Annotated in this window: 20 protein-coding genes; 8 read left to right on the top strand and 12 right to left on the bottom strand. The window is 52.5% G+C overall.

From position 1 onward, the window contains the following. Positions 1–3: 3 nt before the first annotated feature. The 4 genes from CF651_RS20225 to CF651_RS20240 form a co-directional block, all read right to left on the bottom strand. Positions 4–921: a carbohydrate ABC transporter permease gene (locus CF651_RS20225; protein WP_094016688.1), complete on the bottom strand. Its 918-nt coding sequence runs from the start codon at positions 919–921 to the stop codon at positions 4–6. 111 nt (positions 922–1,032) lie between these two features. Further along, positions 1,033–2,637: a response regulator gene (locus CF651_RS20230; RefSeq protein ID WP_094016689.1), complete on the bottom strand. Its 1,605-nt coding sequence runs from the start codon at positions 2,635–2,637 to the stop codon at positions 1,033–1,035. Then, complete coding sequence (locus CF651_RS20235; RefSeq protein WP_094016690.1) at positions 2,634–4,439, bottom strand: sensor histidine kinase; 1,806 nt, start codon at positions 4,437–4,439, stop codon at positions 2,634–2,636. Before CF651_RS20235 ends, CF651_RS20230 begins: the two co-directional genes overlap by 4 nt. 324 nt (positions 4,440–4,763) lie before the next feature. Continuing rightward, positions 4,764–5,642, bottom strand: coding sequence for a sigma-70 family RNA polymerase sigma factor (locus tag CF651_RS20240; RefSeq protein WP_094016691.1), 879 nt, complete (start codon positions 5,640–5,642; stop codon positions 4,764–4,766). Between the two features lie 203 nt (positions 5,643–5,845). Between CF651_RS20240 and CF651_RS20245 the strand changes: the two genes are divergently transcribed. Continuing rightward, on the top strand, positions 5,846–6,271 hold the full coding sequence (locus tag CF651_RS20245; RefSeq protein WP_094016692.1) for a VOC family protein: 426 nt from the start codon (positions 5,846–5,848) through the stop codon (positions 6,269–6,271). A gap of 215 nt (positions 6,272–6,486) precedes the next feature. Here CF651_RS20245 and CF651_RS20250 read toward each other — a convergent pair whose 3' ends face one another. Continuing rightward, complete coding sequence (locus CF651_RS20250) at positions 6,487–7,746, bottom strand: purple acid phosphatase family protein (RefSeq protein WP_094016693.1); 1,260 nt, start codon at positions 7,744–7,746, stop codon at positions 6,487–6,489. Between the two features lie 198 nt (positions 7,747–7,944). Between CF651_RS20250 and CF651_RS20255 the strand changes: the two genes are divergently transcribed. The 3 genes from CF651_RS20255 to CF651_RS20265 are packed head-to-tail and all read left to right on the top strand — an operon-like array spanning position 7,945 to position 11,070. Next, on the top strand, positions 7,945–8,658 hold the full coding sequence (locus CF651_RS20255) for a polyphosphate polymerase domain-containing protein (RefSeq protein ID WP_094016694.1): 714 nt from the start codon (positions 7,945–7,947) through the stop codon (positions 8,656–8,658). 3 nt (positions 8,659–8,661) lie between these two features. After that, entirely contained in the window at positions 8,662–9,366 is a 705-nt protein-coding gene (locus CF651_RS20260) for a DUF4956 domain-containing protein (protein WP_094016695.1), read from the top strand. Between the two features lie 21 nt (positions 9,367–9,387). Then, entirely contained in the window at positions 9,388–11,070 is a 1,683-nt protein-coding gene (locus CF651_RS20265; RefSeq protein WP_094016696.1) for a CotH kinase family protein, read from the top strand. Positions 11,071–11,152: 82 nt separating this feature from the next. On the opposite strand, the gene CF651_RS20270 is transcribed toward CF651_RS20265, so the two are convergent. Continuing rightward, positions 11,153–12,103 carry a GNAT family N-acetyltransferase gene (locus tag CF651_RS20270; protein WP_094016697.1) on the bottom strand — a complete coding sequence of 317 codons (951 nt, stop codon included), beginning with the start codon at positions 12,101–12,103 and terminating at the stop codon, positions 11,153–11,155. A 375-nt stretch (positions 12,104–12,478) separates the two neighbouring features. Between CF651_RS20270 and CF651_RS20275 the strand changes: the two genes are divergently transcribed. After that, a complete protein-coding gene (locus CF651_RS20275; protein WP_094016698.1) occupies positions 12,479–12,790 on the top strand; it encodes a hypothetical protein in 312 nt (103 codons plus the stop codon). Between the two features lie 91 nt (positions 12,791–12,881). On the opposite strand, the gene CF651_RS20280 is transcribed toward CF651_RS20275, so the two are convergent. The 4 genes from CF651_RS20280 to CF651_RS20295 form a co-directional block, all read right to left on the bottom strand. Further along, complete coding sequence (locus CF651_RS20280; RefSeq protein WP_094016699.1) at positions 12,882–13,334, bottom strand: GNAT family N-acetyltransferase; 453 nt, start codon at positions 13,332–13,334, stop codon at positions 12,882–12,884. 16 nt (positions 13,335–13,350) lie between these two features. Then, complete coding sequence (locus CF651_RS20285) at positions 13,351–13,866, bottom strand: DinB family protein (RefSeq protein ID WP_094016700.1); 516 nt, start codon at positions 13,864–13,866, stop codon at positions 13,351–13,353. Between the two features lie 77 nt (positions 13,867–13,943). Then, positions 13,944–14,858, bottom strand: a complete 915-nt coding sequence (locus CF651_RS20290) for a helix-turn-helix transcriptional regulator (RefSeq protein ID WP_094016714.1) — start codon at positions 14,856–14,858, stop codon at positions 13,944–13,946. Positions 14,859–15,013: 155 nt separating this feature from the next. Beyond that, positions 15,014–15,337: a 2Fe-2S iron-sulfur cluster-binding protein gene (locus CF651_RS20295; protein WP_094016701.1), complete on the bottom strand. Its 324-nt coding sequence runs from the start codon at positions 15,335–15,337 to the stop codon at positions 15,014–15,016. A 109-nt stretch (positions 15,338–15,446) separates the two neighbouring features. Between CF651_RS20295 and CF651_RS20300 the strand changes: the two genes are divergently transcribed. Next, positions 15,447–16,535, top strand: coding sequence for a low temperature requirement protein A (locus CF651_RS20300; protein WP_094016702.1), 1,089 nt, complete (start codon positions 15,447–15,449; stop codon positions 16,533–16,535). Here CF651_RS20300 and CF651_RS33200 read toward each other — a convergent pair. Continuing rightward, positions 16,532–16,666 (bottom strand): hypothetical protein, encoded by a 135-nt coding sequence (locus CF651_RS33200; protein ID WP_281254490.1) that lies wholly within the window; start codon positions 16,664–16,666, stop codon positions 16,532–16,534. The two genes, CF651_RS20300 and CF651_RS33200, sit on opposite strands and share 4 nt — an antisense overlap. After that, on the bottom strand, positions 16,667–17,587 hold the full coding sequence (locus CF651_RS20305) for a DUF4405 domain-containing protein (RefSeq protein WP_094016703.1): 921 nt from the start codon (positions 17,585–17,587) through the stop codon (positions 16,667–16,669). It lies immediately after the preceding gene. Between the two features lie 179 nt (positions 17,588–17,766). On the opposite strand from CF651_RS20305, the gene CF651_RS20310 reads away from it, so the two are divergent. Continuing rightward, the gene (locus tag CF651_RS20310; RefSeq protein ID WP_094016704.1) at positions 17,767–18,459 is read left to right on the top strand and encodes a response regulator transcription factor; all 693 of its coding nucleotides are present in this window, start codon (positions 17,767–17,769) and stop codon (positions 18,457–18,459) included. Beyond that, positions 18,449–19,915, top strand: coding sequence for a sensor histidine kinase (locus CF651_RS20315; RefSeq protein ID WP_179232903.1), 1,467 nt, complete (start codon positions 18,449–18,451; stop codon positions 19,913–19,915). Before CF651_RS20310 ends, CF651_RS20315 begins: the two co-directional genes overlap by 11 nt. Positions 19,916–20,042: the final 127 nt, after the last annotated feature.

Below are 20,042 nucleotides of genomic sequence, written 5' to 3' on the forward strand. Positions count from 1 at the left end.
CGGCTATCCCCTCCCTTCCTTGCCGTCACCGTAGAACACCCAATATTTCGATGTGACGAAAATGACGGCGGTGAACAAAGCGATAATGATCAGCATGATCCAGGCCAAAGCCGAAGCATAGCCCATATCAAAGAATGAAAAGCCTTTCAAATACAGGTACAGCGTGTAAAACAACGTGGCGTCGAGCGGTCCTCCGCGGCCGTCCCCGATCACGAAGCCGGGCGTGAACACCTGAAAGGAATTGATGATGCTCATGACAAGGTTGAAGAAGAGCACCGGTGACAGCAGCGGGAGCGTAATCCGGAAAAATTGCCTCGCCTTGCCAGCGCCGTCCACCTGAGCCGCTTCATACAAGTCCGCCGGAACCTGCTTCAAGCCTGCGAGGAAGATGACCATCGCCGAGCCGAACTGCCATACGGACAGCGTAACGATGGTGTGAAGCACATAGTTCGGATTGGCGATCCAGGCCGGTCCCTGAATGCCGAACCAGCTCAGGAAGTGGTTCAGCAGTCCGTCCCCGTCGAACAGCTTCCGCCATACGATCGCGATCGCGACACTGCCTCCGAGCAGCGACGGAATGTAATATACCGTCCGGTACAAGCCCAGCGCCCGGATGCCCTTGTTCAAGGCCAGCGCGACCAGGAGCGCGAAGAGCAGACGAAGCGGAACGGAGAAGAACACGTACTTGAACGTCAGCGCCAAGGAATGATAAAAGGAATCGTCTCCCTTGAATATTTCCGCATAATTGTCCATCCCCAGCCAACGGGGTGAGGTCAGCAAATTAAATTTGGTCATCGACAAGTACAAGGAGCCCAGCATTGGACCGAGCGTAAGACAGAAGAAGCCGATAAGCCACGGCAGTAAAAATAAGTAGGCGGTGCGGTCCTGCCGCCACAGAGATGTTTTGCGTGAGTGCTGCATGTGTTGCCCCCTCCTGTGAACTTGGGTACATCAAGCCTCCGACAGTTTAGCTCTCTGTCCAAGGCACTTGCTGTACATTCAGCATACCGGATGGAGGCGGCACATTGAATTTTATTTCTTCGGCTCCTCGCTTATAAATTTTTCGGGTGGCTTCTGCCGGAAGTCCGACGGAGAGATGCCGTACATTCGTTTGAACCGGGAGCTGAAATAGCTCGCATTGGAGAACCCCGTCAATTCAGCGATATCCCACAGGCCGAGGCTCGTGCTGTTTAATAGTGATACCGCCCGGTTCATCCGGACGTCGGTCAAGTATTGAATAAACGTCTTGCCCACCTTCGCTTTGAACAGCTCGGAGAAATAAGAGGTGTTGTAGTTGTATTTATCCGCAAGCATCGTCAGATTCAGGTCGTACATATAATTTTCGTTAATGAACTGCTGCGCGGCTTGAATAACGGAGGTCTCCGCCTGGTCCGGGTGGTCTCCGGTCATCTGAATAAGGGTGCGGCCCAGTCCGGTAACAAAAAGCTGCGCCTTCTCCACGCTATCCAGCCCCAATACGAAGTCCGGCCGCAGCCAAAGCTGCTGCCCGTGATCGAACGGAACTCCGGCCGCCTGGGCAGCGGAATCGAGGAGAAGGCAGAGCTGGAAAATCATTTTGACAAAATGCGTCTGCGACACGTAAAAGGCTTCCGTCAGCTCCTGCATGACGGTCTGTCCGAACAAATCCAGCTCCCTGCGGGCCAAATACCGCTGCAGCTGCAAGGTGCGTTCCTCGGTCAGCACCGCCTTGCCGTCCGAAGGCTCCTTGGCCGCATAGCGAACCTCATGCTCGGATAAATTCCATGCCAGCAGGCTGGACAAATACCCTTCCTTCCACTGTGCAAAGCCGGTGACCGGCTGCCCGACACCGATGGCCGGCTCGAACGATAAATGCCGCTCTACACAATGGCGCAGCTCGGCAATAAACGCTTCCGCCGCTGAATCTCCGTTCCCCAACGGTAAAATAAAGTGAATCAAGCCCTTATAATTCAAATCCCGAAACACCTGCGGCAGCATCGGATGCGTAGCGGCGAATTCTCTGCAGAGCATCTCGAACGGCAGCCGCAGCTTGTCCGGCGTCCGCGGCTCTTGCCCGGTGAAGGAACGCTCCCGTAAGCCGGTCGTAATGAAACTCACGCTCCGGCTATCCCACAGTCCCAGCTCGAACAGCTCTGCGCGGTCGCGGATGCCTTTCTCCAGCTCTCCCTTGACTGTATGAATCAAGAAGTGCTCCTTCATTTCCTTGTAGTACTGGGTGAGCCGCCATTGTACCCTTTCCTGCTGATCCTGCAGCCGGCGCTCCTCATCCATTTCTTGACTGATCCTGCTGAGCGCTTCGGACAGCTCCTCCTGGGAGACGGGCTTGAGCAAATAATCTCTCACCTGGTTGCGGATCGCCGCCTTGGCGTACTGAAAATCCTCATAGCCCGTAATAACAAGCAAACGCAGGCTTGGGTAGTCGGCATGACAGGAATCGAGCAGGGAAACCCCGTTCATCACAGGCATGTTCATATCCGTGATGACAATATCCACCGGCTCCTGGGCAAGCCGCTCCAACGCCTCCGCTCCATTGGACGCTTCGCCGATCACGACCAGCCCGAGCTGCTCCCAATCCACCTTCAGACGGAGCCCTCTGCGGATTTCCGGCTCATCGTCTACAATCAGTACTCGTTTCATTCCGCTTTCCCCCCTATAGCTGCTGGTAAAATAAGCTCGATCACCGTGCCCTGCCCTTCATTCGATCGAATCGTAAAGGTAAAGAGCGAGCCGTAGTACAGCTGGCATCTGGCCAGTACGTTGCGAAGCCCGATTTGCTGCGACCTGCTTTTCAAGATTTGGTCGATGGGAATCGATGCAGCCTCCGCCTGCAGCCGCTCCACCTGCTCCGGCGGCATCCCCGGACCGTTATCCGCTACGCTCAGCCTCACACGGCCTTGATCCGCGCTGACGCGGATATGCACCCTGGCCCCAGAGTTGCTCTGGAGGCCATATTTCACGGCATTTTCCACCAGCGGCTGCAAAATAAATTTGACAATCTCCCGCTGCTCCATGCCGCCTTCCTCCTCGATGACGAGGGACAGCCTGTCACCGAAACGAATGCGCAGGATGGCCTCGTAATGCCGCAAATATTTGAGCTCCTCTCCGAGCGGCACCAGGTCGTCGCTGATGCGGAGGGAGAAGCGAAGCATTTTGCCTAACGATGTAATGACGTTGACGGTATCCTCGGTACGGCGCTGCATGGCCAGACTACTGAGCAGCTCCAGTGTATTAAACAGAAAATGAGGATTAATCTGCATAAGCAGCGCTTTGTATTCCGCCTGCTGCCGCAGCAGCTTTAATTCAAACTCTACCTTGATGTGCTGCCTCAGCTGCTCCACCATGTTGCGGAACGTCGAGGTGACGAACCCGACCTCGTTGCGGACGTTCCGTTCCGCGGGAATGCGGCTCTCCGCCGCCGCAAAGTCACCCTTCTGCACGTGACGCATCGCCGAGGCCAATCGGGACAGCGGCTTCGTGATGCCGTAGGAAATCCAGCTCGCCCCGAGAATGGCGAAGACCAGCAGCAGCGTAGCGACGAACAAGCTGCTGTCGCGCAGCTTGGTCAGCTTCAGGAACAAATCCTTCTCAGGCACCAGACTGACCAGCATCCAGTTTTGGATCTGGAGCTTTTTGTAGACGAGGATATCCGTCGTGCCCCGTTCGTTCGTGAAATACAGAACCCCCTGCGGCTCCAAGCTCGTGCGCGCCTGCTCCACCTTGACGGCCAGCTCCGCCTGGGCATCGAACTCCTTCGATTGCGATAAAATCGGGCGCCCTGCCTGATCCAGCAGGAAAATGGTCCCTGTTTCCCCAAGATGAATCCGGTTCAGCGGCTCCAGGAAAAAGTCCGAGCTGACATTCACCTTCATCACGCTCTTCGCCAAAGTCGGCTCAAACGTCCCGATCGGCAGCAGCAGACTGACCACCTGATACGGCTTGAACCGCTTGACCTCAACCGGGTCGGCATGGGCCGAGTCCCACTGGATCCCGCGTTCGGCGAAATCCTTGTACCACGGCTCGTCCTGAAACGGAACGTTCAACGACACCTCGTTCCCGTCACTGACACGGGTGCCGTCCTTGCGGTAAATCGAGAGCGAGGACGCGATCGAGTAATTGTTCGTGGTTTGGGTCAAAAATTGGCTCATGCTAATATTGGCCAGCATTTTCTCGCCTTCCGGCAAGGCGGGATCGGATAAGGCATTATCCCACGTTTTGGTCATATCGCTGTTAAATACAACGGATGATAAATCATGCATCTGGGATAGAGCCATGTGCACGAACGAGCCGTACTCGTCCATTTTCTCTAACGCGGAGGATTCGATATAAGACCGGATGATGGAACGCGATTCCTGAAACAGCAAATAAAACATCGTCCCGAAGGAAATAACGAGCAGCACAACGAAAAATGCGATTAACCGGTTTTTCAAGGAATAAAACATGGGCTTTCGTCCCCTCTTTCAAGTGCGCCGGATGTCGAATGGAAGCAGCCGCAGCTTGTTCAGCTCTGGCTGGGTGTGAGCGCTTTCGTTTGTTTCGTCTATTATAAGCGATAATAAAAAAGATGGAATCCTTGCAGCAAGACAATTATTTAACCTTGGCTGCCAAAACCCTTTTGCTTTCGCAAGTCATGTCATGCTAAAAACAGTGGATTTCCTTATGGGAAACGCACAAAAAAACGCATTGTCTGCAACCCGCGACAATGCGTTTTTCCAAGTATCGCAATCCTTTTTGTTGATGTGGCAGCTCTTTAACCCGTAAGCCTGTCAATCGTTCAAAACAGCTATGTCGAGCTGGCTAAGGCGTGCCGGATCGGCAACCATGTCGATCCCGGTAATCTTGTCATCCGCAATCTTCAGCTCGAGCACGAAGAGAAGACGGCCGCGAGGAGCTACAACGACGCCCACCGATCCGTTCACGAGCACCGGCCGCGCCCCCTGGGCGCGACCAGAGAATTGCTTGGCCACGGCATGTGAACCGTGAACAACCGGCGAGTTGGCGGTTGGCGCAAATGCAGTGTCGTTTCGGAGCACAACATTCGGATCTAATACTGTGAGAAGCTTCTCAAAGTCTCCGGTGCGCGATGCCGCGAGGAACGCATCGACAAGCTCCCGCTTTCGCTTGAGCTCGACCGTTTCGGAAGTCGACTCGACGCCCTGAACCCGGCGGCGCGCGCGGCTCGCAAGCTGTCTGGCTGAGGCCTCGTTACGCCCTATAATTGGAGCGATCTCCGAGAAAGATAACGCGAAAATATCATGAAGCACGAAGGCAATCCGTTCGGCCGGATTTAATTTTCCGAGAACCACAAGCATCGCAAGACCGACGGAATCAGCCAGCAGTGCTTCGTGCTCGGGATCGCTTCCGTCTTGGCGGCCTGTAACCGGTTCAGGCACACTCACCATCGAAAGCTCCTCGCGACGTGATTTACGGGATCGCAGCATATCCAGACATACCCTTGAGACGATTGTTGTCATCCACCCTCCTATATTCTCCACCTCGGAAGTATCGGAGCGGTTAAGACGTATCCATGACTCCTGTACAGCGTCATCCGCTTCACTTAGAGAGCCGAGCATCCGGTAAGCCACCGCCTGCAGGTGATTCCGGTGCGCCTCGAATTGTTCTACAAGCCAGGTGTGATTGTTCATGCGCCACATTCCTTCCTTCATTCCTTCTCTACTTATATGTCGTACGAAACTCGGTAAATGTGACGGAGCTGCTGCGGAAAGTTTTTTTGCCGATCCGGTCACGTTTCCCCATTCACGTACGACATAGTTAGTGACAGGAGGAACCGGCCAATAAACCAACCGGGTTCTCGGCGAAAAACATATAAACCAAGGAGATGATTGTTATGAGTACGAGTTTAATCCCTTTTCTTGAAATGAACGGCAGCGCCAACGAGGCCATCGATTTTTACGTGAAAGCGCTGGATGCCAAGGTTGCGTATACGCTGCGATTTGGCGATATGCCGGGTAATGCGGAATCCCCGATTCCTCCGGAAAAGAAACATTTGGTGAGCTACGCCATCTTGAAAATCGGCGAATCGGAGCTTCAGCTCACCGACCATTTCAGCGGCAGCAGCTACCAGAAGGGGACGCAGGTGACCATCGTTGTTCAAACGAATGACAAAGACAAAGCTACCCAATATTTTGAGGCACTGAAGGAGGGCGGTCAAGTGAACGATCCGCTGCAAGCAAGCTTCTTCAGCCCTGCTTATGGAAATGTAACCGATAAATTCGGCGTTACATTCCGAATCCTTACAAAAGGAAACCAGTGATAATCAATTGGTGAAGTAAAAAACTCACGTAATTGTTATTGACCCCAGCCCCGCATGGTATAATATACCAGCGCGGCTTTTTATTTTTACAAGGATAAACGGCTTCGCCATTTTTCCAGATGGCATGCTTTTGTCAAGGTAGCCGAAGTACGGGAAACTTATACTTTCTTATCTACTAAAAAAAGGAGAAAACATCCTGATTAGCCTCTTCATGCTTAATGCTGGATACGAAACGTATCCAACCGTTTCCCTGTAGCATCATAGGCTTCATAGGTCAGCGTGCCGCCTTCTACCGTAATGCCCGCAAACATTTGCACCCCGTTCTGGAAATGCACCTTGTGGTACCACTGGTCGTCCTTCTTCTCATTGAACTTCGGTCCGGACGTATTGGTCACGACATAGACGGTCCCCTGTCGTCCGGTTACAGGGGCCACGCCGTCCCCGGTCACTTTTCCGCCGCGCAGCGGATAAGACCGCGAATATTCGTGATTGTGCCCCTGCAGCACCAAATCCACCTTAAACTCATCGAACAGCGGCACCCATTTCTCCACCGCCTTCTTGTAGCTGCTGCCGCCGTAGGCGCCCCGGTGCATGGCAACAATTTTCCAAGGCTTGTCTGTTGCGGACAAATCCTTACGCAGCCATTCGGTCTGGATGTCCATATTCGATTCCGTATTGAGTACGACAATATGTGCATTTCCATAATCAAAGGAATAGGTCGTCCCCGGATTGGACCTTTCAGCCCCGTTAGCGGGAAGCATAAAATGGGCGCCAAACCGGTCCGCATTCTTATCGATCTCGTCATGGTTCCCCGTCACCGGCTGCATCGGAATTCGCGTCAGCCATCGTTTTCCGGCCTCAAAAAAGTCCCTCCATGCCGCCTCATCCGTCGGGTCTTCGGTCAAATCCCCATTATGAACGATAAATCGGGCTTGGGGAAAAATGGAGAAGGCCTTGTCCAAGGTACGGCCCCACAGCTCAAAATCCGTCTTCGTCTCGCCCTGCGAATCCGTGACATTAATGAAGCTGAACCCCTGCTCGGCTTCCCCCTCCGTCGTGAACGTTTGCGCTTCGCTCCAGCCTCCCGGCTTGCCGCTTCCGACCCGGTACGTGTATTCCGTTCCCGGTGTCAGACCGGTGAGGCTGATTTTGTGCACGCCCCGGACCGTCTTCTCCCCTGTCTTGATGGCAGCAGCAGAGCCTGCGGCTTCCATTGCCTCCCCACCTTCAAATCCGTTAGCTGCGGCTCCTTTGATCCATTGAATTACCGAACCGGCAGCGGCATCGTCCGTAAACCATGTGAATGATCGGCTTGTACGCGGATCTCCGCTGATCGAAGTCACGATGGAATGAGGCTTTAGGGCTTGCTCACCCGCACCTGCTCCCTTCTGCCGCTCCAGCCACAATGCCCCTGCAATCACCAAACATAAAAGAACAAGGAGTATACCCAAGCCCCACCTGCTTCTTTTGTTCATCCGTCTCCCTCCCTTGGTCTGAATTGTAAACGGTTTGTCAACGGAATGTAAAGCGAGTGTAAAATTTTCAGGAACCGTTCAGTTGGCCCTAAGGGTGACCTCAGCCACGCCCTCTACAATACAACTTGTAAGGAAGCAACAAACAAGTAAAGACAGCTGCTGGAAGCTGACTACAGACGGTGAAAGAGGTGGGGCAACATGAGCAAGAAATTAACATTCCGTCACGAGCTGAAATTTTTCATTAATCAGCATCAGTTTCACATTATCCGGCAAAGGCTGAAAAGCTTGATGGCACCGGATAAGAACGTGGGACCGACGGGCGAGTATCATATCCGAAGCTTATATTTTGACGATATGGACAACAAAGCGCTGCACGAGAAGCTGGGCGGAATCCGGGACCGGGTCAAGTATCGTATCCGGATTTACAACATTCAGGATAACGTGATTCATTTTGAGAAAAAAATCAAACGCGACGATTACATCGCCAAGGTGAAGGAACCCCTAACCCGGGAAATGTACGATGCCATCGTGGCAGGCGACTTCGAATGCTTAAACCGGCCGGACAAACCGTTCCTGATGGAGCTTTACAACGAGATGAGGCACCGGATGCTGCGGCCCAAGGTCATCGTAGATTATGTGCGCGAGCCTTACGTTTGTTATCACGGCAACGTCCGCATCACGTTCGACAAAGACCTGAGAACCGGTCTGCATTCGACGGATATGTTCAATAAGGACCTGGGTCCGGTTCGTGCCATCGATGATAATCTCATCATTCTCGAGGTCAAATTCGATGAATACATTCCGGATATCATCAAAACTGCCGTTCAGCTTGAGGGCTTGAACCGCCAATCGGCTTCGAAATACGTGATTTGCCGCAAATTTTTAAAAACGAACACATGGGAGGATTATTGATCTATGGAAACTACAACTACTGCAGCCACAACGACAAATTTCACCGACCTGTTGAAAAAATCGGTCATCAGCAACTTTACCTCAGACATCAGCTTGTCCAAAATGCTCATCTCTTTGGGCATCGCCTTCTTGATCGGCTTTTTTATCTTCTTGCTGTATAAGCGGGTGTTCAGCGGAGTGCTCTATTCCAAAAGCTTCAACATTTCGCTCATCGGCATGACGATGGTTACGGCCATGGTTATTATCGCTGTCAATTCCAATCTGGTGTTATCCCTCGGGATGGTCGGCGCGCTGTCGATCGTTCGTTTCAGAACGCCAATCAAGGACCCGACCGATCTGATTTTCTTGTTCTGGGCTGCCGCGGCAGGAATCGTATCCGGCGCAGGCTTTTACACGCTGGCCATTCTGGGCTCCGTCATCGTCGGACTGATCATGTTCATCTTCATCAAACGCTCTTCCTTTGAGACGCCTTACCTGCTTGTCGTCAATTGCGACGGAGACCAAAGTGAAAAAGAAGTACATGCCCTTGTAAGCAAGCTGGTTAAACGCTTTAACGTGAAGCAAAAAACCGTCACCCACGGCAATATCGAAAGCACGCTGGAGGTTCGTCTTCGTGACAAGGAAGGTCAATTCATCAACCAAATCTCCGAGCTAACCGGGGTCAAGAACGCGGTTCTTATCAGCTACAGCGGGGATTACGTATCTTAATTTAAATGGAGGGTGTGCGCAATGAAAAACAAATTCGTTATCCTCCTTCTATGCTTTTGCCTCCTGCTCGGGACGGTCGGCTGTTCTGCAGCCGGCCTGAACGTAACGGACAGCGCAAGCTCCATCGCTTCCAAAATAGTGACGGCATCCGCGTCTGCGTCGGCTTCCTCCAAGGGCACGGTCTCGGAAAATGAACAAAGCATAGATTCGGAGGTTTTTCCGAAGGATAAGGTCGTTGATGTCAAAATCACGATGAAGGCAGAGGATTTTCAAGATATTTTGGATAATGCCAGCAAGGAGCAGTTTAAAACGGCATCGGTAGACTATAACGGAAAACATTTCGACAATGTGGCGATACGAGCCAAGGGCAATCTCAGCCTGCGCAGTGTCGTGAGCTCCGACTCGGACCGGTACAGCTTCAAAATTTCATTCGATGAATATATTTCGAGCCAAACACTATATGGTATCAGCAAAATTAACCTGAACAACAACTACAGCGACGCTTCCTATATGCGTGAATTTTTGGCGTACGAGCTTGCCGAGCAAATGGGCCTGCCCACCCCGAAGTATTCGTTCGTGAATGTATACGTCAACGGGGAGCTCAAGGGCTTCTACCTTGCCGTGGAGCAAATCGGAACGTCCTATCTGGAGCGTAACTTTGACGACGCCTACGGCGCTTTATATAAAGCGAACGGCGGAAATGGCAGCGAGCTGAATTGGCTGGAAACGATCAAGGCCTATACAGGACTCGATTTAAAATCCGAATCGTCCGACGGCAATGTCCTCCTCGATATGGTGAATGAATTGAACAACGGAACCGATTACGAGAAAGTATTGGACGTGGATGAAGCGTTGAAATTCATTGCGCTTAACGTCCTCACAGCCAACATGGACAGCTATTTGGGCGGCAATAAGCACAATTATTATTTGTATGAGCAGGACGGCGCATTCTCGATTCTGCCTTGGGACTACAACATGGCGTTCGGAGGACTCGGAGGCTCGGGCCTCTTGATCGATGAGCCGACCCAAAGCACCTTGTCGGACCGGCCTTTAATCGATAAGCTGCTCAAGGTGGAGGCTTACAAGGAGAAGTATCACCAATATATCAAGAATGCGTTAGAGGGCTATTTGGCAGACGCAGCGTTCAAAGCCCGCGTACAGGAGCTTTCCGAGCTGATCTCCCCTTACGTGGAGAAGGATCCAACGGCATTTTACACCTATGAGCAATATCAGCAGGGCCTGACGCAGCTGACGGCGTTCAACACGCAAATTGTCGCCAGTTATACCAAGCAATTGGACGGCACTTCCCCTTCGTCAGGGGATGGCTCCGGCAGCGGCGGCGGCATGGGCGGCGGACCTGGCGGTATGGGAGGCATGGGCGGAAACCAGAAAGGCAATGCCGTTCAGGCTCTAAGCGCGAGCGGGCAAAATGCAGGTGCCGTGCAGGCCAATGCGGCAGGCGCTCAAGACGCGGCGGCTCAGCAGGCCAACGCGGCGGGCGCTCAAGGCGGGCAAGGCCTCCCTGGCGGCATGGGCGGGCCCGGAGGTATGGGCGGTGGACCCGGCGGCGGCATGGGTGGGCCTGGCGGCCAAGGGGCCCAGCAGACCGGAAGCTCCAGCGAAGCCATCACTGTAGGCGTGTTGATTGTCGTCCTGTTGGCTGCATGCATGTTCATAACCTTATACAAACGCAAACGCCTGTAAACGAATCCCCCAAGGACATCCATGCGGCAGCATGGGCGGGTCCTTGGGGGATTTTTTATCGTCTATTTTTGACTATCGCTCATCAAACATCGAATTCCACCGGCCACACGATGGGCCCCGGAAGAATCGTGCCTGCGGCCACACCGGTGCAATAATCGTTCAGCGCCGGATCCTCCGGCTTCAACACATGCAGCATCATTTCCGGACCTGTCTTAAACTCGGCTGCATAAGGGAGCTTAAACTCGTTAAATCCAGACGATTCCAGCGGAAGGGGCAGGAATAGATCACGTTTCCCATCAGGCGCCAGCCTGCTTTTCAAATAGCTGCATAATACGCTCAGCGCTTCTCCATTCTCGGCCAGCAGACTGATCGGCTTATTTGCAGTGAACCGATCATACCTCATGTAACCGGCCAACCGGCCCTCTATCATCACCGCCGTGGTTTGAATCCCTCTGCCCCGGCTTATCCAATCCAGCAGCGACTCCCCCGGCTGCACAGCAAAACCGGCCTCTTTGAACCAATAGCTCCACATGCTGCGAAGTGCAGGAATATCGGAAGGCTCCACTCTCCGTTCGTTCACTGTGCGACGAAGCTCGGGCACATCCTCCCACGCAATACGGATATGATGCAGCCCCCATAAGCCCGGCTCATATCCGAACCTGGGGTAATACGACGGGTGACCGATCAGAAGAGACAGCCCATACCCTTTTGCCTTCACTCGTGCATGTCCTTCTTCTATAAGCCGTGAACCTACTCCCAGCTTCTGATATTCCGGCAATACGGCAATCGGAGCCAGAATCACCCCTTGGACCCGGGCCCCACCTGCATAAAACGTGTAAGGTGTAAAACTCACATGTCCAATCATCTTGCCGTCTGCTTCGGCAACCAAGGACAGCTCCCGATCGAATGCTTCCCGATGGCGCAAAATACCCATTAAAGCCGATTCACCCGCTCCCATCCCATAGGTGAAAGCCTCCGCGTGTACCAGAGCAATAGCGTGCATATCCTTACTTTCCTCGGATCGAATGTTCAAAGCTTGTAACCTCCATTTCAATTGCCAATAAATACGGCTGCATAGCTCTTTTTCCGTTCTCTGTAAAGCACAGCAATGAATCCTTCATGGAATGCAGGGTCCTTACATATACTGCTATCATATCAAACCCGATCCGTGCCGATTCGAGGAAAAATTGCTTTAACCAAACTTTCCGGGCAGCGACGTAAATTTTTCTTAACCGCGATGATTCAACAACATGCCAACGGGTAAATGATAATGAGAAAACCTCTATCGAAACCTTGCGAAGATGAGCGACCGCGTTCAGCGGTTGGTTTTATCGCCAATAAGAATTTTGTTTTCCGACTCATCGGAAACTTATAAATTCAACCATTTCCATTCAAGGAGCGATGCTGAATGAATCTGTTCAAAACGAGGCTTTGCACACTTACACTGCTTTCCGCCTTCCTGCTGCCGGCTGCCGCAAGCGCCGCTGCGTCAACCGACTCGACAACGAGCACAACGACTACGACAACCTCAACTTCAACAGTCGCAGCTCCCCAAGCCGCGTCCCCTATCGTCCAGACCGATGTGAACGGAGTTCTGGTCCCTGGCCTCTATCTGATCAATAGTGATTCCCGGGTCGCCTTTATTCCCGGAGGGGTAGGGTTGGTGGTCGTCAATAAAGGTACGGCACTGCCTCTCGGCGCTTACTATGTCAACAAGTAAGACGGTTTCACCGGCCTAACTAAGAGCCAATATTAAAAAAACGGCCCTGACCGTCTCGATCGAGACAGCAGGGCTATTTTTATCCAAAGGATTATAAATCTTGGGCAAGCCGCACCATATCCAGGCACGGAATCCCATTCTCCACAATGGGCTCGTCATAGTGTCTAACGAAAAAATCTTTATCGATCCCGACCATCCGAAAACCGCATTTCTGATACAGCGCCAGCTGGGCCACGCTTGAATTCCCCGTTCCGATCTCCATGGTCTTATAGCCCTGCCGTCGGCCCTCGGCTATCGCATGCTGGACCAGCTGTTTGCCGAGCCCTTTTCCCTGATGCCCCTCACTCACTGCAATATTGACCAGCTCCACCGTATCCGGTCTCGTAGGCAATAAGACGTAAACGGCCACCAGGGTACTGTCGTATTCGCCTATATAGCACTGCCCCCGCTTCAAATATTGCTCAACCAAAGCTTGTGAGGGATCCGCTGACAACAGCAAATCCATGGGGGCCGTTTCATTCCAGTTCAACTGGCGTACTTTCATTATGTCCTCCTCCTGTTTATTGCGCTGCGTGCTCCCCCTGATACCAGAACAAGGCATACTCCGTCATGACAGAGGCGTGACCCATTTGCCGCAGCATGGCTGTAATGTTGCCGCGGTGGTACGTCCCGTGATTTACAATCTGAAGCAGCAGCTCCGACAAACGGGTATCCCGGACGCCGGCATAAGGATTATCGATCACCATCGTCTTGTCAAGGTCGTCCTGCTCGCTTAAAAACGCTTTGAATCTCTCGGCCAGCTGACGATACAAGCATTCCAGCTGCTCCAGGCTTTGGCTCTCCACCTCTTCGGTTAATGCCCTGGAATCACTCATCGCCTCCGTCATGCTTTTGCCGGTTGCAATATCGAACCAGCTAAGATCGGTAAGATAAATGTGGGCCATCCCCTTCGCAATCGTGGGAAATACGCTCCGCACCTGCTGCTCATACACCTCCCGTGGAAGCTCCTTTAACCGGTTCATCAGCGTTTGATTCGCCCATACGTGGTAATAGTACATTTCTACGGCCTGGTTCATGGCTTATTCTCCTTCGGTTCCCCATTGGGTTTTAACATCATTATATGGGGAGAACCATGACAGCAGACTGTCATACTTCAGTAGCGCTTTAGCATTTTTTCAAGCTTAGCCTTGAAGGCCTCGCGCAGCTCCAGCGGCTCTACAATTTCCAGACCTTCGCCGAAGCTCAGCAAAATCGCTACCAGCCATTCGGACTCGACCGGTTTATAGACTTTTAGCGTCAAGGTGAGCGAGCCGTCTTCATTGAAGCATTTGTCCGCATCGTAAAAATGGTCCATGGCCCTCGCCAAGGATGCCGCCGAACAATGCAGCACGACGTCGGTCCGCTGCCTCTCTTCTCTGCCCTCGTAGGACCTCTCCTTGCATTCCTGCTCCTTCTCGGCATGCGGCTGAAACGTCTCCGCTGTCGTTACCAAATCGACCATGCGCGAAATACGGAACTCGCGGTAGTCTTGCCGTGTCCTGCAAAACCCGTACACATACCAGACGCTGTTTTTATACATGAGACGAATGGGCTCGAGCTTGCGGCTCGTCTTTTCATTCTTTAGGTTAACGTAATCGAAACGGATGACGCACCGCTCCGAAATGGCCGACCGCACCAAACGAAGAGGCTCATTGAAAATCTGCCGGTTGCCGATATCCATCGTCAGGCTTTGCCGGTTCGGCCCCGATTGGATCGTCTGCAGCCGGTGGATCGTGTCCAAGGCGCGTTCGTCGTCGAAGACGGTGGACATGCTGTGAAGTATGGTAATCAGCGAGCCGACATCATAAGAGCCTAGCAGACTTTTGTCCATCTTATACTGCTCCATAATCCCGTACCCGCCGTTTACTCCTTGATACGAGACGACAGGAATGCCTGCAGCGCATATCGCATCGATATCCCGGTATATCGTCCGCTGCGATACATTATATTTTTCCGCCAAGGCGGAGGCCGATAAAATTTCGTTATTTAACAGCATATAAATCATCGAAATGAGACGTTCCAGCTTCATGGAAATCCCCCAATCCAAAATGGACGCCCCCGCTGTTTCCAGCCGGAACATCCACATTATACCATTTATTGTCAGGCTGTGCCCGAAATTGCATCAGCCGCAAGCCGTCACTCCATACCCGTCCGTCCGGGTGAATAAGTCCCCGTTCCGCACATTTAATCTCTCGGTCGCGGCCCGGGTCCCACGCCCATCTCGTGGACGGTCAGCAGAGGCTGGACGGCGATATCCTCTTTTACCCGCAGCTGACAGGATAAGCGAATGTGCCCGTCGGTGGCCACGCCCTTGGTTTGCAGCGTTCTCAGCTCCAGAGGACTCATCGGCTCGACGCTGCCGCCCAGCACCTCGACGCGGCATGTCCCGCATTGGGCATGGCCCCCGCACATATGCATGATATCAATTCCGTGGTCCTCCAGGACCAGCACCAGCTTCTTGCCTTCCTCACCGTTTAGTTCTTTGTCTCCAACAACAATAGTAGGCATACTACCCCTCCATCCAAATATTTTATGGATAATGATTCAAGTTTTGATGTAATGATGATACCATGAAAAACAGAGTCAGGATCTATCCCTTAGAAGGAGTATTGAGAATATGATAGAAAAAAAAGTCACATGGCTGGAGCTTTTTTATGATTTGCTCTTTGTCGCAGCGGTGTCCAAAGCAAGCCATGTCCTGCTGCACGTCGAGCACGGCACGCTTTCTTTGGAATATGTAACGAAATTCGTATTGATTTTTGTTCCGATCTGGTGGGCCTGGGTGGGCCAAACCCTTTTTGTAAACCGTTATGGTCAAGATATTTTATCCCACCGTATATTTCTGATTCTTCAGTTGTTTTTCGTACTCATTATGACGGCCAGCCTGTCGGTTGATTTTGATTCGTACTACGTGCCGTTCCTCGTCGGATATTTAGGTCTGAGAGGGATGACCGCCTTGCAGTATTTAGCCGTTCATAAGAATGAAGCCGATCACAAGCAGATGACCGCCCGTTATTTGGGGACACGCTTCTGGATCGGTTTAACGGTTTCCGCCCTCTCCTTATGCTTCGACTCGTGGATTCGGTATGCCGTATTGTATGCCGGCATTGCTATTGACATTGTGCTCCCGCTCATCAGTCGAAGGGTGTTGGTGAAAACCCCGATCCATACGCACCATCTATTGGAACGCTTTTCCTTGTTTGCGCTCATTCTTCTGGGGGAATCGGTTATCAGCATCCTGACCGTACTGCAGTCCAGCTCCTGGACCTGGCAGTCTCTTTTGTTCGCTGCAATCACGTTCGTTCTGATCATCGCCGTCTGGTGGCAATATTTCGATAATCTCGAGAAGAAAGTCGACAAGTCGGTGCAGACCGCCGGGCAAACGATCATCTACGGCCATTTGTTCATCTTTTTGTCGATGTGTATGCTTGCCGCTTCCATCCAGTTATTATTTTTGGAGCAATTGGAATATGGAGTTATGGTAAGCTTTGTTTTTGCAACGATTCTGCTTTACTTTTTGTCCACCTCCTTTGTATTCAATCGGTACAAGCGGAAGCATCACAAGCTGAAGCCATCTCATTTTACGCTGCTTCTAGGCATCATCGGGTGCTTCTTCGTGCTCGATCTGCTGGTCCCTGTGCCTAATTATTTCATCATCGGGGAAGTGATGGCGTTCTTCATCGCCTATGCGCGGGTAACGGCCTAGCCCAAGGCGGTTTCTGGCTCCTTTCTCGATGCCATAATGAACAGCTGCCTCATGAACAAAATTTGACTGCCTGCAGCAGCAGGAAAGCAAATAAGGCCTGCCGCGCGGCAGGCCTTATTTGCTATATCCATTCACGCTTCCAGCTTGACCGCCCGTTTTCTGCGGCTCCACCGCTTTTCCAAGTAATACGTGACAATGACGAAGACGGACATGATCCCGAAATAGGTTGCCAATACCTGGAACGCATTGGCACTGCGGCCTCTCGCCCCGCCCTCGGGACCTCTTTGCATGCCCTCAGCACCTCTTACAGCCCGGCCGCCTTCCTCTCCGCCGGCACGAGAAGGTTGCCCTTGGGTTCCTTGGGAAGATGGGGACGCTTGCGTTCCTTGAGTTCCCTGTGCAGCTTGCGTTCCCTGCCGCTGCCCTTCTGCAGCAAATGGAGGCCGTCCTCCTTCCCCACCCATTTGGATCGTGCCCGAGCCCAGCAGGTTCGCGGTCGAGGCTACCCTTTGCCCAAAGCTGGTTGCATTCATCTCATACGCTCCGAACAGCAGCAGAAGGACCGCCGCCAGCTTGGCCGCATAGCCGCCCCATGCTTTGGTTTTGGCAAAAGGCACGATCCGGCTGCACACGCTGATCACCCATTTCCAGTGAAGACCGATGTGTATCCCCACCGTAATCAGCGTCATGAAGGACAACGAAATATGGGCTATCTTAAACCACATTTGGTCCCCGATATGCATCGAAGGAAACAAAATTTTGGAAATAAATACGCCGCTCACCATAATCGTCGTCATCGAAATCAGCAGCAGCACGTTCAATGCGTAGCCGAATCTCGTTATGGCCGGCAGCTTGCGGTCAAACAGCTGCAAGGTGACATTTTTCACCCAACGCCAGTTCAGCAAAATATGCGTGAGGAAGGCGCCTCCGATAATGGTTCCCGCAATTTCGTGAAAGGTAAGCCCGCCGAGCACCTGCTTGTTAAACAGCAGCGCAAACGTGATACCCATCAGAAGGTCCAGTGTCAACTTGACATAATTCAGCTTTTTCATATGCTACCTCCACCTGTCTGTATCTCTATGCCCGTAAGTATAGCGCAGCAATGTCACAGTTTTTTTACAGCTTTCTCAACGTTTTTTGTCCAAAAAAATGCCCTGCATCGGCTTGCTTTTGAAGCATCGCTTACGTTATGTTAAGGCTACAGATGAACTCCATTGGAACAGGTGATGACATGGTACAGCTATTGATTGCCGACGACGATACACGAATGAGGAAGCTGCTGAAGGACTTTTTGAGCCGGCAGGAATACACGGTGCACGAGGCGTCCGACGGGAATGAGGCCCTCCAGCTATTCCAAAAAATAAAGCCGCTGGACCTTATTATTCTGGACATCATGATGCCCGGAATGGATGGCTGGGAGGTATGCCGCAAAATTAGACAGCAGTCCGATGTCCCCATTCTGATGCTGACCGCCAAGGAGGAGGAATATGACCAGCTGTTCGGCTTTCAGCTGGGTGCCGACGATTACGTGACCAAGCCGTTCAGCCCGTCGATCCTCGTCGCACGAGTGGCCTCGCTGCTAAAGCGAAGACAGCCCAAGGCCCCCTCGGAGACTCCAGCCCAGGAATGGGCGAAGCATGGGCTTCAGGTGAAGTTTTCCGCCGGAAAGGTGTGGGTCGATCAGCAAGTTGCCGATTTAAGTCCCAAGGAGTACGATCTCCTGGTCTATTTCATCCATAATGAAGGTTTACTGCTATCGAGGGAACAACTGCTTGAAAATGTGTGGGGCTACGACTATTTCGGGGACGTCCGTACGGTCGATACGCATATAAACAGGCTGCGCCTGAAAATTTCACCCTATGATTGCTTTATTCACACGATCCGGGGCAAAGGCTACCGATTCGAGGGCTCTTATGAGGAATAAGCCGATCCGCGTTCAATTTTTGCTGGTGTTTCTTTCGTTTCTCGTGCTGCTGATCGGTTTTATATTTATCGTCAATGCATTTTTCCTGAAGCCTTTCTACGTATGGACCAAAACCGAGCAGCTCAAGTCGGTAAGCCGGAAGTTCGACAATGTGCCGATCGACTCCCAGAATCAGGATTTCCGCAGCCTGATGGAGGTGACGCTGTATGAGGATCAGGCGAGTATGGATATATTCAGTGCGGAGGGGCGCATCAAATACTCCACGCGCAATCCGCGTGAGCTCCACCCGATTGATTTCAAATCGCTGTTCAGCAGGACGGAATGGGAGCGAATGCAGCAGGGCGAGATGATCGTACAGGAGAAAAACGACTTCCGGCGCAACCAGGAATTTTTGACGGTGTACCGGGCTCTGCCGAATGGCGAATATTTAGCCCTTAGCTCCGCTGTAGCGGCTATCCAGCAAAGTGTAACGATTCTTAATGAATTTCTGCTGCTGGTGCTTGTCCTCTTCCTCGTATTGGCGTGGATCTGGGCGACCCGCTTCGCCAATTATTTTTCCCGGCCCATTGTGACCTTGCAGCAGATGACGAACCGGATGACCCAATTCGATTTCAGCCAGCATTGGATGGAGCCGAGACGCGACGAGCTGGGCAACCTTGGTAACAACATGAATAAGCTGATGTCCATCATCGGTCAATTCATCGAGGAGCTGAAGGGAAAAAATGAGCTGCTCGAGTCCGAGCTGGAGCGCAAGAACAGCATGGAGCGCATGCGGAAGCAGTTCGTATCCAACGTCTCGCATGAGTTAAAAACGCCGATTGCCCTGATTCAAGGGTATGCTGAGGGCCTGCGCCAAAATGTGAATGAGGACCCGGCAAGCCGCAACGAGTATTGCGATGTCATTATCGATGAAGCAAGGAAAATGAACGAGCTGGTCCGCGAGCTGCTCCTGCTGTCCCAGCTGGAATTGGGCCGCTCCGTACTGAAGCCCGAAGCCTTCCACATCGAGAGCGCGATCCAGACCGCCGTCAGCCGCTTGCAAGGCTTGTACGCCGAGCGCGGCATTCAGTTCGAGCTGGCCTTCCAGGAGCACGAGGGAGACGTCATCGGAGATGCCGGCAAAATAAACCAGGTGCTGAACAACTATCTCAGCAACGCAGTCTTTTTCCTCAACGAGCATAAACGGATTCGAATCGAAACCCGAATCACCGGGAACCGGCTGCGCGTCTCGGTGTTTAATACCGGGCCTCATATTCCCGAGGAAGAGATGGAGCTGATCTGGACCAGCTTCTACAAGGTGGACAAAGCCCGCACGCGCGGTGAAGGCGGAACCGGCCTCGGCTTATCCATCGTCCAGCGTATCATGGACCTGCATGAGATGGGCTATGGAGCAGCTAATGCGGATGGCGGCGTGACGTTCTGGTTCGAGCTGCCTTTGGCTGGAGAAGAGAGTTAACGGGGAATAAAAAAAGCCCGCTGAACCCGATCTAACGATCGAGCGCAGCGGGCTGTTGCCGTTGTGATGAAATTACCCAATCGAACGAAAGCCCATGAGCTTGCTGGCTCATGGGCTTTGAAGTTCA

This window comes from Paenibacillus rigui (assembly GCF_002234615.1).
Lineage (GTDB): Bacteria > Bacillota > Bacilli > Paenibacillales > NBRC-103111 > Paenibacillus_S > Paenibacillus_S rigui.